This window comes from Arthrobacter pigmenti (assembly GCF_011927905.1).
Taxonomy (GTDB): Bacteria; Actinomycetota; Actinomycetes; order Actinomycetales; family Micrococcaceae; genus Arthrobacter_D; species Arthrobacter_D pigmenti.
This window is the reverse complement of sequence record NZ_JAATJL010000001.1, coordinates 1,592,545-1,604,880: the sequence shown is the minus strand read 5'-3', so window position 1 is coordinate 1,604,880 and position 12,336 is coordinate 1,592,545. Positions and strand designations below refer to the sequence as shown.

The window sequence follows — 12,336 nt, the reverse complement described above, 5'->3', positions numbered from 1 at the left end:
GTACCCGCCGAACCGTTTCCCCTCGTCGCTTCGAGGCCTACCCTTGGAACATGTGCAGGAATATCAGAACACTTCACAACTTTGAGCCCGCTGCCACCAGCGACGAAGTGCAGGCCGCCGCGCTCCAGTATGTGCGTAAGGTCAGCGGTGCCACGAAGCCCTCGAAGGCGAATCAGGAAGTCTTCGACAGGGCTGTAGCGGACATCACAGCCATCACTGAGCGCCTATTGGCTGACCTCGTCACCTCCGCTCCGCCCAAGGACCGGGACGAGGAAGCAGCAAAGGCGAAGGAACGCTCAGCGAAGCGGTTCGCGACGGCCTAGGGGAGTACTGCCCAACAGAAAAAGATGCTGGGCAGATCGGTTCATGTGGGGCAGTATTATCACGTGGCGCGCCGTAGACGTGCATCTGGGTTCACCAGGCACCGGCCGCTACAGCCGAAGTACCAGGAGATCAACCATGAGCGCTCGTTTGAATCCCTATCTTGGTTTTCGCGATACTGCCAAGGATGCGATGACCTATTACCAGTCAGTCTTTGGTGGCGAACTCACGCTCAGCACGTTCCGCGACTTCCATGCGAGCGAGGACGAAGCCGAACTCGACAAGATCATGCACGGGATGCTCACCACCGATAACGGCATGGTCCTCATGGCCGCCGACACACCGAACAGCATGGATTACAACCCGGGCAACACTTTCTCCATCTCACTCAGCGGTGAGGACGAGAATGAACTGCAGGGCTACTGGGACCGGCTCGCCGGCGAGGGCACGGTTACCGTCCCACTCGAGGTGGCTCCGTGGGGAGATCGCTTCGGCATGTGCACAGACAAGTTCGGCGTTGCCTGGCTGATCAACATCGCGGGAACATCCCCGCAGCAGTAGCGGATTCGAGCAGGCAGAGGATCTGGGGACGCACTCTCAACCGTTTACTGGTAACGGTGCATATTTGTTTTCGAACTATTCGGCGTCGGGCCAGGAAGTATCTTCCGCTCGGCCGGGAGCTTTTTAGTGGGCGCGTACTTGTTGCCGTAACTGCTGAGAAGGGGTCGACTACTTTGGTTCGCGACGTCGTCTCTTCCGCTCCGTCACAAACAGAGCCCCCAGAGCTACGAAAACCACAACAGGCATAGCGAACGTCAGCGGTCTGAGGAGGTCTGGAAAGGAAGCGGCAAGTATCGCCAGGACCAGGATGAGTGCCACCGCTGGCAAAATGAAGGCGGCTCGCAGCTTCATATCGATGCCATTCTGACCGGCCATGGGCTTTTCCTTTCCTACTGCGCTGGCGCCAATTGGGGAAGCCTTCAGCAATTCGCCCCGAAGCATGTGGAATGGGGCGGCTTCAGTCGTAGTGAAGGCTCCCGGTCCTACGGTGTCAGCCATTATCCGCGCTGGTTAGCTTCTTGGATAGCGGGACCAAGGTTCTGCTGCTGCGGTGGCATGTTTTTGGGTGACTTGATAGCTGTAGCCGAGCATTTCTGCGACGAGCGGGGCGGGCACCTCGTTGACGAGAGCGCGGAGGGCTGCGTTGCGTGCGCCTAGGAGGTTGATGCCGGTTTCCCGGAGCCGTTCCATGAGGGTGTTGGGGTGGATGTGCTGCCCTGCGCGGTAGCCGGGGAACAGCCATTCGCTGCCCGAGCTGCTGCCGGTGCGCATGTTGGGCCGTGAGGCCAGGTGATCTGTGAGCAGTGAGGCGAAAGGTTCCGGTACTGGCGCTGGATCTCCGTCGCCGAGTGACAGTCGCAGGCCATCGGGCGTGAGGATCACATCTGTGCTTTTCATCGCGGCGATCTTCACGACTGGCTGGGCGTAGAGCAGCAGGAAGGCGACAGCGACGCGGTAAGGCAGGGTATCTATATTGTCGATCAGGCAGGCTTTGAGCATTGCGAGCCGCTGTGCCTGGCCTAGAACTGGCACGGTCCTGGCTTGTCGGAATCCGATGGTGATGTTGGTGCAGGTCCGGTTCTTTACCGCCCAGACGAAGAAGGTTCTGATGGCGTGTCTGGTGGTGGGGCCGTCGGCCAGCCATGCGTCGACGTCAGCTTGGACGCAGGAGGCGGCGGTCCGTCCGTCGGTGAGCTTGAGCCAGGTGAGGAATTTGATGGTTTCGGTGATTTCCTGCTTCGCGCTGTGTACTGGGCCGCGGGTGGGTTTCCCGTCTGCAGAGAGGCTCCGGATGCGTCGCAGGTGGTGCCACCGGGCAAAGGATTCAACGGGTCGTCTGATGTCGGCGTCGTCAACGTCCGCGAGCTTGTTGGTGAGCCATCGTTCGAAGAGGGCGAGGTAGTGGTCCCTGTTTGGGAGTAGCTTGTGGTGGGTGAGCAGGCTGCGCATGTGTTCCACCCGCAGGCTGTTTGGTTCCTTGTCCAGCGCTTCATTGCTGAGGGGGATCTCGCCGGTGGCAAGCCGGGCGAGCAAATCGCGGACACCGGGTTTGCGCAGCCAGGTGAGGATGCTTTCGGGTCGTTGGGCTCCGCAGAGCGCGCCGAGCATTTTCGTCGCCGTCGTTTCCGATCCCCGGGCCTCATCGACGCGCAGCAGGGCGGTGAGGTCGTCCCGAAGTGAGCACCCCGCGCAAGTGTTCTGGCGGTAGTGCTCGGTTTCCGTGCCGCAGTGGGAGCAGTGGTAATCCTGGGTGATACCTGTGCAATCGACGCAGACCGGTTGGTCGCCGTGGGCAGCGGACCGCCCGGGAAGCATGCGTTCGGTTCGGCAGCTGGGGCAGGTCCCGTGCGTGCGCATGGCGACGGTGAAGCAGGTCCCGCAGATCCTGCCTTCTGGCCAGCTGGCGCGGTGCCTGCTGGCTGCCCTGGAGCATCTGTCGCAGGTGAACGCCCCTGTCGTGCGGGGCCGGCCGCGGACGACAATCCGCGGTGTAATTTCAGCCGTCATCGCGGATCACGCGGGCCCGTTTGGGCCGGATGGTCTTGTTCAGGTCCACGACGTTGGCGTCGGAGGCGACCTTGCGGACCTTGGCATCCGTTGCCGTGACGGTCACGAGGTCCTCGGGTCCGCAGGAGAAGATGTCGCAGAGCGCAGCGATCATCATCAGTGAAACGCGTTCCGGGCGCTGGGTGACGAGCCGATAGACCTGGGAGGCAGAGAGTTCGATGCCGCGTTCCTTCAGCAACGGGCTCAGGTCGGTGCTGTTGTGCATTCCTCGGGCTGCCATGAGTTCCGCAAGCCGCCACCGGTAGTCGATCTCTCGTTTCATGAGGTTCAGTCTTTCATTCCGGCCAGTGCATCCCTGATGGTCGAGTCCAGGGCGCGGCGCAGTGTTTTGACGCGGTAGTCGCTGGAAACGGACGTGTAGAGGGCCGTGGTCGAGGCGTGTTCGTGCCCGGCCTGGTGCTGAACAAACAGAGGGTCCATGCCGGCCTCAATCAGGTGGGTGACGTAGGAGCGGCGCAACGAGTGGATGTCCAGTCCGGGGGAGAGGCCCAGGTCTTCGCAGTAGCGGTTGAACCTGCGGTTCAGCGCCGTCTCGGAAACCAGGGTTCCGCGCTCGGAGGGGAATAGGTCCAGCCCGTCAATCATGTGTGGGCGGCCGCGTTCGAGCCAATCGGCGACAATCTCCGCCGACCAGTCAAAAACCGTTAGGACGCTGCGGCGTTTCGGGGGAGAACCCCGCATGGCCTTCCCATAGCGGACCTGCAGCACCCCGTACTTGCCGAACTCCCGGGCGTGCGGGTTCCGGGCAAAATCCGCGGACTGGAGATGCCTGACCTCATTGCGTCGTAGACCCCAGCTATAGGCCACCTTGAACAGAACGGCATCGCGGTAGGCCGGCAGCCAGCCCTTGCGACCCAGGGCCGCGATCCGGTCCACCTCGTCATCGGCCCGGTCAAAGAAGGCCTGCAGTTCCTGCCGGGTGAAGGGGCGCCGGACAGGAGCTGACTCTGTTGCCTGGGCATGGACCGCGGTGTTCCAGTCAAAGCAGACCTGAGCAGGGTGCGTTCCGAAGTACTGTTCGCAGACCCGGTCCCAGCCATACTCAGGCGACGCTGCATATGCGCAGAACGCCCTCAGTGCTGCCTGATAGCTCCGGATGGTGGACTGCGCGGCGTGCTTCACGCTGCGCAGATCCCCGAAGAACTCGTCCACGTGGGCCGGCGTCCACTGCCATGGATATTCGTTCGTAGGCTCCTGGAACCGCGTCACCAGCCGTTCCCGGCCCTCGATGGTGCCAAACGCCAGGTTGCGGCTCAACTGCTGGTTGCGCCAGCCAGTGAGCATCTGGGTGAACACGTGGTCCTCCAGGTGAAGGAAACGCACAGCGCCGAAGTCGAGCACCCGTCCCGCTGAATCGACCGCCACCAAGCCTCCTGATACACTGCATTTGATGCAAGAATCATGCAATTAATGCGAAACCCGTGCAAATCCACGGATCAGAAGGCTGTTCCAGCCTGACGCACACCAGCTCTTGAAGGCTGCGCGATGGGTTCACGGGTAGACCCCGGTTGACCCTTTGCACGCTGATTCCGCAGGTCATAAGCACATTTCGGCTTCAAGCGACGCGACGCCGGATGGCAATGCGTGGAGGAGGAGCGATCGTGCATCAGATGCAATAATCACTATTCTACCTGACATAATGTAGATTATCGGCGATTCAGACTGGCGTGCCGAAGCAGAGAAGGTCACCGCAAACGCGCGAGATCCCGACGAATGTAGCGCAGGTGCGCCCATTCCTCCTCCAGGATCACTCGAATGCAATCACCGACGCTGGGACGCCAGTCATCGCCGCCCCACGGGTTTTCGCGTTCTTCTGTGAGCGTCTCCGCCGTGGCTGTGGCCAGGAAGTCCGTCACGAGTTGCTGTCGCTCGGCGCGCACGGTGAGTATCTCCTCGTAAGTCGGCGAATCCGTGCGGAAGATTGACATGTCGAAACCGATCTGGTCGGCACCGGTGAAGATCTGGCCGATCTCGTGGAATGGCTGCTTCATCCGCAGGATCCCACCGCGGAGCCAGGCGTCGGTCGCCAGAATCAGGTGACGCAGGGTTTGGGCCAGGGACCACTCGTCCTCGACGTGGGCGTCCACCAGGTCCAGCGGCGTGCCTGCCACCGTTGCCTGCCACGCCGACTGCACAACGACCCAACCCTCGCGCAGACCTTCGGGCGTCTGAGCCTTCTGCAGCTCGCGGCCCGGGAACTGCCGGTTGAGCTCGGCGTCCACGAGCGGCACAACGTCGACCCCGTTTACAAGAAGACTGCCGAAGAACAGGTCGTGGCTGTCGATATCGAGTCCGTCTAGATCGACGCCGCGCATCGTCACACCGCTGACGTCGGAGAATCGCAGGGTGGCACCCTTGAAGCTGGCCTTGACGAAGGTCGCGCCTTCGAAATTCTTTGCGCCGGAATAGGTTGTCATCGCTTCATCATCTCACCGCTGTTGGGGACGCACCCGGGCTGACAGGACCGCGAGCCGTGTCAGGGCTGACCCGTTCGAGGGGTGCCAGCCCTTGGCTGAGGACTCTGCCTAGGATGAGACAGTGCCAACCGACAACAGCCAGAACATCAAAAACCTCGTTCAGCGCTTACTCGAACAGGACAGACCGACCATTGTTCAGCTGGGGCATCCGGCACTGCGAATTCCGGCTGAGGAACTCGACGGTCAGCTCGACACGGAAGAACTTACTGCGTTGCTTGCCGCAATGCGCCAGGTCATGCATGATGCGCCCGGCGTCGGACTGGCCGCGCCGCAGCTCGGCATCCCGCTTCGCCTGGCAGTCATCGAGGATGTCGGAGTTCAGCCCCAGGAGATTGTCCGCGTTCGCGAGCGCACCCCGGTGCCATTCTTCGCCGTTGTCAATCCGCGATACACGCCGGTCGACAACGAAACGGCCGCGTTCTTCGAGGGATGCCTGTCGTTCAGCGGATGGCAGGCCGTCGTCGAACGCTATCGCCGGGTACAGCTTGACTACCTCGAGCCCGACGGGACGCGTGTAATCCGCCAGTTCACCGGGTGGCCCGCGCGTATTGTCCAGCACGAGACGGATCATCTCAACGGAACCATCTATATCGACAAGGCGAACCCGCGGTCACTTGTCAGCGGCGCTGAATACAGCGAACGCTGGGCGCAGCCTGATATCGAACTGGCCCAGCGTTCGCTCGGCTTCTAGGACGCTCCGCTACTAAGCAGGCTGGTTCTTCTTGCTCGGGAGCTTTTCGGCCCACCAGCGAAGAATGTGCTCGAAGCGTTGGCGGCGGTGCCAGGGCGTTCCGGAACGCGAGAGCTCGTGGGTCTCCCCGGGGAAAATCAGCATCTCGGTATCCACGCCGTTACGCTTCAGCGCCGTATAGTACCGCTGCGCCTGCTCGAGCGGGCATCGTAGGTCCTCTTCCGAATGGACCACGAACGTTGGAGTCTTCACCTTGTCGGTATGCGCATAGGGACTCTGCGCCCGGACCTTGTCGGGATCCGCGCCCGTGTATGCCTCCGAGAAGAACCAACCGATATCAGATGAGCCGATGAACGATTCCGGGTCCAAGAAGCCGCGTTCCACGATCGCGCCCTGGAAGCGGTGATCGTTCGCCACGAGCCAGGCGGTCAGATATCCGCCGTATGAACCGCCCATGACGCCCAACCGGTCGCCGTCGAGCTGGCCGTACTGCGCCACAGCGCCCTCAAGGAAGGCCAGCACGTCCTGCATATCGACCGTGCCCATCGCCTCCTTGATCACCCGGCCGTGGTCCTGACCGTAGCCGGCGGCTCCGCGGGGGTTGCACATGACGACGGCGTATCCCGCCTCGACGTAGACCTGCGCTTCATCGAAGTAGCCCCAGCCGTACTGGGCGAATGGCCCACCGTGAATATTCAGGAGAACAGGGTGCGGACCCTCCCCCTCGGGTACAAGTACCCAGCCGTGCACGGGATAGCCGTCCGGTGCGTTGAACGTCGCTTCATGCATTTCGGCCACTGCCGTTTCGGCCCGCAGCCTTTCCGAGAAGTCCGTCAACCGGTTGAGGACTCCCCCGTCGACGCGCGCCACGTCGCCGGCAGTCCGGGGGTCGGTGAAGGCGACGACGATGTCGTCGTCGGCTGCTGCTGCGCCGGTCACGATGAATTCGCCGTCGACGAGCGTCCGCACGCCGCCAACGGGCGTGACGGCAAGCAGCTGACCCGTGCCCCTGGCACGGTTGAAGACAAGCACCCCGTCACGGTAAGGAACAATGTCGCCTACTTCGCCAAGGTCCTGCGTTTCGGGATCGGTGAGCAGGCGGACGTCAGCCGGATTGTCGATGGGCGCGGCATACAGCGCAGTGTTCCGCGCGACGAAGTCAAGGCCGCTGGCTGAAAGTGGACTGCCAAGATAGTAAAGCCAGCGGCCGTCTGCACTGCTGACTGGCCTGCCGCAACCGATCAATTCGTCTGAAAGATTGCTCAATCGCTGCCTGTCAGAACCGTCCAGGGCAATCGAATAGATATCCGTGCGCAGGTTCGAGTCCGATCCCGGTTCAAGCGAGGCTGCGAAGAGGATCAGCGATCCGTCGCTTGAGAAGGAGGGCGATGACGAGTCCGCGTCCGCGTGTGTGAGCTGGCGCGCCTCCGGATAAAGTGACGGAGCGTCATCGCCGGCAGCTTTCTTGGCACGTCCCACGGGTTCAACGGCCGGTTCTTCGTCCACCGCCGGGACATCGATGAGGAACAACTGCGTCCGTTTGTCGGCGGTGTACCCCACACCATTCATCTGGTACTTGAAGCCCGTGATGAGACGCGGATCTTCCTGGCCGCCGGCCACACCGTCGACTGTGCCGTACCGGCCCTCGTCGGGAACGCGTGCCGTGAAGACGATGCGCCGGGAATCAGGCGACCATTCGAACCCGGACACGCCAAGCTTCTGGTCCGTCACCTGTCGGGGCTCCCCTCCCCCGCTTTCTGTGATGAAGATCTGTGGTTTTCCGCCCTGGCTCGCACGCAGGAATGCCAGCACAGCGCCGTCGGGTGAGTATCGGGGCGAGACATCCCTGAAGCCGCGGGTCAGGCGGCGTGGTTCAGCACCATCCAATGGCACCTCCCACAGTTGACCAACGTAGGTGTCGGCGTCGTAGTCCGGTCGGGTGACCGAGACAACGCAGCGCCGGGATTGCGGGTGGAGCGATGGTGTGCTCACGTCGCTCAGCAGATTCAGTGTGTTTGGTTTCACACTGACGAGACTATGCCCGAGGGCGGCGCCGCCCAAAGTCTCGGCAGGCCGTTGGACCTACCATGGTCCAATGACCGCCGCCCTCGAAGAGATTCTTGCCTGCCCTGTCTGCGGGACCGCCCTCGCCCTGAGTACAGACGATGACGGCGGCGTCCTGCACTGCGCCCAGGGCCACCGGTTCGATGCGGCACGACAGGGATACTTCAACCTTCTGACCGGCAAGGGGACATCCCTGCAACCGGACACCGCATCGATGGTTCAAGCGCGCATCGATTTCCTCAGCCGCGGCCACTACGACGCCCTGGTGGAGGCCGTGTGCGCCGCGGCTCAGGAACATTCCGCTCCGGATCCGGTGATTCTGGACGCAGGAGCCGGCACCGGATTCTATCTCGCGGCCCTGCGGAACCGCCTCCCTTCTTCCACCGGAATTGCAATCGATATCTCGAAGTACGCCCTCAGGAGGGCAACCGCCCTCCTGCCTGGAATGCCCTGTTTGGTCTGGGACGTGTGGCGTCGCCTGCCGCTCCAGGACGGCAGCGTCGACGTCATCCTCAACATCTTCGCCCCCCGCAACCCGGGCGAGTTCCACCGCGTCCTGGGCGAAACCGGGACGCTGATCGTAGTCACACCTTTGGCAGCGCATCTCAGCGAAGTTGCTGAGGTTGCCGGACTTCTCGAGATTCAGCCGGACAAGCACGACGCCGTCGCCGCCGGTCTCGCCGGCACTTTCCAGGAGCTCGGGTCATCGACCGTGGAATTCTCGATGAGGCTCTCGTCGGAGGACATCGCCGACGTGGCCGGGATGGGGCCCGCCGGCCATCATCGGCCCCGTCCCGATCCCCGGGTACTGCCGACTGATGTTTTGGTTACCGGCGCGTTTACGGTACAGGCCTTCCGTCCGCTCGCAGCTGACCGGGTGCGGATCCTTCCAAACGGATAACGGTGGTCCGCATCAGCGGCCAAGTGCTATATTCCCCGGCCCCGATTTGGCATGATGGAGAAAGGCAAGTGCGCCATCGGGAGATCCTGCGGGCTAGCGGCCGGAACGTGAGGGAACAATGTTCGATTGGCTGATACAAAACACCTGGGTTCTGTGGCTGGTTCTGCTTCTGGGGCTTGCCGCAGTCGAAACCATCACGCTCGATCTCTTCTTCATCATGCTGTCCATGGGCGCTCTCGCCGCCCTGATTGCTTCCCTCGCTGAAGCGGCATTTTTCATCCAGGTGCTTTTATTCTGCGTGGTTTCACTGCTGATGGTGCTGCTCGTCCGGCCGGTCGCCCTGAGACACCTCAAGCTCGGCACCAAGGATCAACGTACTAATATCGACCGGCTGGTAGGCGAAGACGCCCTCACGCTGGAACCTGTCAGCGGCTTGTCCGGTACGGTCAAAATCGGTGGTGACACGTGGACGGCCCGCACCGCGGACGGTTCGTCACTTCCGGCAGGTGAGAGGGTTTCCGTGTCGCGCATCGATGGCGCCACTGCCGTCGTCACCGGTGTCCGTCAGCCCGATCCCGGGACCACCGCGGCCCCGTAACCACGGTCTTATTCCGTATCCAAAACCAATAAAGGGGAAACATGCCTACAGACGCAGGAGCAATCGGGTTGACGATTGTTCTGATCGTTCTGATCATTTTCGTTCTGATCATTCTGGTGAAGTCTGTGCGGATCATCCCGCAGGCCCGAGCCGGAGTGGTCGAACGGCTCGGTAAGTACCAGCGGACGCTTCAGCCCGGATTGACGATCCTCATTCCCTTCGTCGACCGGCTGCTCCCGCTGCTCGACTTGCGCGAACAGGTTGTGTCCTTCCCGCCTCAGCCCGTCATCACCGAGGACAACCTCGTTGTATCCATCGACACCGTCGTTTACTTCCAGGTCACCGATCCGCGGGCGGCGACTTACGAGATCGCCAACTACATCCAGGCCGTCGAGCAGTTGACCACCACAACACTTCGTAACGTGGTCGGCGGGTTGAACCTTGAGGAGGCGCTGACCTCCCGTGACCAGATCAACGGTCAACTTCGCGGTGTACTTGACGACGCCACTGGTCGCTGGGGCATCCGCGTCTCGCGTGTCGAGCTGAAAGCCATCGATCCACCGCTCTCCATCCAGGACTCCATGGAGAAGCAGATGCGCGCGGAACGCGACCGCCGGGCGGCCATCCTTACTGCAGAGGGGACCAAGCAGTCCCAGATTCTTACTGCCGAGGGCCAGCGCCAGGCAGCAATCCTGGCCGCTGAGGGTGATGCGAAAGCTGCCATCCTCAGGGCGGACGGTGAATCCCAGGCGATCCAGAAGGTATTCGACGCCATCCACAAGGGAAACCCAACCCAGAAGCTGTTGGCCTACCAGTATCTGCAGACCCTGCCCAAGCTGGCTGAGGGCAACTCGAACAAACTGTGGATCATCCCCAGTGAAGTTGGCGAAGCACTCAAGGGTATAGGTAGCGTCCTGGGCGCCACCACACCGGAGGACCAGGACCCATCCCCTGCTGCGCCGGGTGGCCCTGCCCGCTCCTGACCAACGACGACGACGGCCGCCTCCTTCGTGAGGCGGCCGTCGCCGTTTCTGTGGCTGTCGATTGGGCGCTGAGGCCGGTCGATGAGTATAGTTGGGTGTTTGCCGGATTACCACACCGCCGGGAACACGCCGCGTTCGCCCTGCGTTATACGTGGTGGAACGCGGTGTAGCAGCCGCTGTGTTGCGCACCAACTGAAAGCGCAGCAGAGGTATCTGGAAGTCCAGGATGCCATACGTAGTAGGGAGAAATGATGAGCGACCGTAGCCTGCGGGGTATGCGCCTTGGCGCCCAGAGCATGGAAACCGAATCCGGCGTCGAGCCCGCACCCCGGCAACGTATCGAATATCGTTGCGAGGACGGAGAGCGCGTGTTCGTGACCTTTGCCGCGGAGGCCGAGATCCCTCCCGTGTGGGTTTCGAAGACAGGCAAGGAGGCGCTGCTGGTGGACGGTGAGCGTCCTGACACTTCGGGCGACAAGCCCGTACGAACCCACTGGGATATGTTGCTGGAGCGCCGTTCCATGGAGGAACTGGAGCAGATCCTCGAGGATCGGCTGAACATCCTGCGGGAACGCCGCGGAGAGCGCCGTTCCGCCTGAATAATCGACGAACGCCCGGGCGCTTCAAGAGAAGTGCCCGGGCATTTTTGCATGTCGAGACGGCCGGAGGTCAGTCCTCGCGCAGGTTGTATGGAACTGCGCCAGTTACCCGCCGCTACTTCACGTTCGCGTTTGAGCGTCGCTGGAAGGCTCGCTGAATCGCCGCAAGGCGGGCAGACAGTCCCCACCGGGTCACGTTAGCCATGGCCTCGAAGACGATGTTTCCACTCATTTTGGAATCACCGTACTCCCGCTCAACAAAGGTAATTGGGACCTCGACGATCCGCATGCCCTGGCTCGCAACACGGAACGTCATATCCACCTGGAACCCGTAGCCTACGGACTCAATACTGCCAAGATCGATGCTTCGCAGGGTCTCGCTGCGGAAGGCCCGGTATCCTGCTGTGATATCACGGACGGGAAGCCCCAACATTGTGCGCGAATAAAGGCTTCCCGCGCGCGAAAGAAGCTTGCGGTGTGCCGGCCAGTTCACAACTGAGCCACCTGGGACCCAGCGTGAACCAATGACAAGATGCGCATCCTTGACCGCTTCGAGCAGGGCGGGAAGCTCTTCCGGCCGATGCGAGCCGTCAGCGTCCATCTCAACCAGGACTTCATACCCCCGTTCCAATGCCCATCGGAATCCTGCGATGTAGGCGGCGCCCAGTCCTTCCTTGCCCTGCCTGTGCAGCACGTGCACGGCGGCGTCCTGGGCCGCGATGTCGTCCGCAAGCTTCCCGGTACCGTCCGGACTGTTGTCATCGACCACCAGTACATCCGAATCCGGAACTGCGTCCCGCAGTCTGCCCAGCGTCAAGGGGAGGGAAACACGCTCGTTGTAAGTGGGAATGATGGTGACAGTGCGCACTCAGGAGACCTTTCAGCGGGTAGCGGTGCGCAAAGGCGCAGCGGAGGATCGGATCGACTACCCAGTATAGGCTGATGCGTTCCTAGGTTGAGCGTGCCACGAGCGTTGGGCGTGAAAGCAGGAAGGTGCTGACAGCTCTCAGCCGGAACGCCGGCTCAAACGGAGCCAGGAGATATGTGGATACGGGTAGGTTCGCACGCCTTCGG

The 12,336-nt window shown here is 62.0% G+C and carries 13 protein-coding genes; 7 read left to right on the top strand and 6 right to left on the bottom strand.

Features of this window, described 5'->3' with window-relative positions; translation table 11 throughout:
* Positions 1-50 precede the first annotated feature (50 nt).
* Both BJ994_RS07340 and BJ994_RS07335 read left to right on the top strand, forming a co-directional pair.
* Positions 51-323 (top strand): DUF2277 domain-containing protein, encoded by a 273-nt coding sequence (locus BJ994_RS07340; RefSeq protein ID WP_167992953.1) that lies wholly within the window; start codon positions 51-53, stop codon positions 321-323.
* A 136-nt stretch (positions 324-459) separates the two neighbouring features.
* Positions 460-882 carry a VOC family protein gene (locus BJ994_RS07335; protein ID WP_167992952.1) on the top strand — a complete coding sequence of 141 codons (423 nt, stop codon included), beginning with the start codon at positions 460-462 and terminating at the stop codon, positions 880-882.
* 510 nt (positions 883-1,392) lie between these two features.
* On the opposite strand, the gene BJ994_RS07330 is transcribed toward BJ994_RS07335, so the two are convergent.
* The 4 genes from BJ994_RS07330 to BJ994_RS07315 form a co-directional block, all read right to left on the bottom strand.
* Entirely contained in the window at positions 1,393-2,739 is a 1,347-nt protein-coding gene (locus BJ994_RS07330) for a hypothetical protein (protein ID WP_245192265.1), read from the bottom strand.
* A 139-nt stretch (positions 2,740-2,878) separates the two neighbouring features.
* Positions 2,879-3,211 carry a helix-turn-helix domain-containing protein gene (locus BJ994_RS07325; protein ID WP_066275886.1) on the bottom strand — a complete coding sequence of 111 codons (333 nt, stop codon included), beginning with the start codon at positions 3,209-3,211 and terminating at the stop codon, positions 2,879-2,881.
* Between the two features lie 5 nt (positions 3,212-3,216).
* Complete coding sequence (locus BJ994_RS07320) at positions 3,217-4,314, bottom strand: tyrosine-type recombinase/integrase (RefSeq protein WP_167992951.1); 1,098 nt, start codon at positions 4,312-4,314, stop codon at positions 3,217-3,219.
* Positions 4,315-4,634: 320 nt separating this feature from the next.
* Complete coding sequence (locus BJ994_RS07315; protein ID WP_167992950.1) at positions 4,635-5,366, bottom strand: DinB family protein; 732 nt, start codon at positions 5,364-5,366, stop codon at positions 4,635-4,637.
* Positions 5,367-5,487: 121 nt separating this feature from the next.
* On the opposite strand from BJ994_RS07315, the gene BJ994_RS07310 reads away from it, so the two are divergent.
* Positions 5,488-6,117, top strand: a complete 630-nt coding sequence (locus BJ994_RS07310; protein ID WP_167992949.1) for a peptide deformylase — start codon at positions 5,488-5,490, stop codon at positions 6,115-6,117.
* A gap of 12 nt (positions 6,118-6,129) precedes the next feature.
* Here the strand turns inward: BJ994_RS07310 and BJ994_RS07305 are convergent, their stop codons facing one another.
* Entirely contained in the window at positions 6,130-8,142 is a 2,013-nt protein-coding gene (locus tag BJ994_RS07305; RefSeq protein WP_167992948.1) for a prolyl oligopeptidase family serine peptidase, read from the bottom strand.
* 70 nt (positions 8,143-8,212) lie between these two features.
* Between BJ994_RS07305 and BJ994_RS07300 the strand changes: the two genes are divergently transcribed.
* The 4 genes from BJ994_RS07300 (at position 8,213) to BJ994_RS07285 (ending at position 11,262) form a co-directional block, all read left to right on the top strand.
* Complete coding sequence (locus BJ994_RS07300; protein WP_167992947.1) at positions 8,213-9,082, top strand: putative RNA methyltransferase; 870 nt, start codon at positions 8,213-8,215, stop codon at positions 9,080-9,082.
* A 118-nt stretch (positions 9,083-9,200) separates the two neighbouring features.
* Positions 9,201-9,680, top strand: a complete 480-nt coding sequence (locus BJ994_RS07295) for an NfeD family protein (protein ID WP_167992946.1) — start codon at positions 9,201-9,203, stop codon at positions 9,678-9,680.
* A gap of 41 nt (positions 9,681-9,721) precedes the next feature.
* Positions 9,722-10,663 carry an SPFH domain-containing protein gene (locus tag BJ994_RS07290; RefSeq protein WP_167992943.1) on the top strand — a complete coding sequence of 314 codons (942 nt, stop codon included), beginning with the start codon at positions 9,722-9,724 and terminating at the stop codon, positions 10,661-10,663.
* Between the two features lie 251 nt (positions 10,664-10,914).
* Positions 10,915-11,262 (top strand): RNA polymerase-binding protein RbpA, encoded by a 348-nt coding sequence (locus BJ994_RS07285; RefSeq protein WP_026543576.1) that lies wholly within the window; start codon positions 10,915-10,917, stop codon positions 11,260-11,262.
* 115 nt (positions 11,263-11,377) lie between these two features.
* On the opposite strand, the gene BJ994_RS07280 is transcribed toward BJ994_RS07285, so the two are convergent.
* A complete protein-coding gene (locus tag BJ994_RS07280) occupies positions 11,378-12,130 on the bottom strand; it encodes a glycosyltransferase (protein WP_167992941.1) in 753 nt (250 codons plus the stop codon).
* Positions 12,131-12,336 lie beyond the last annotated feature (206 nt).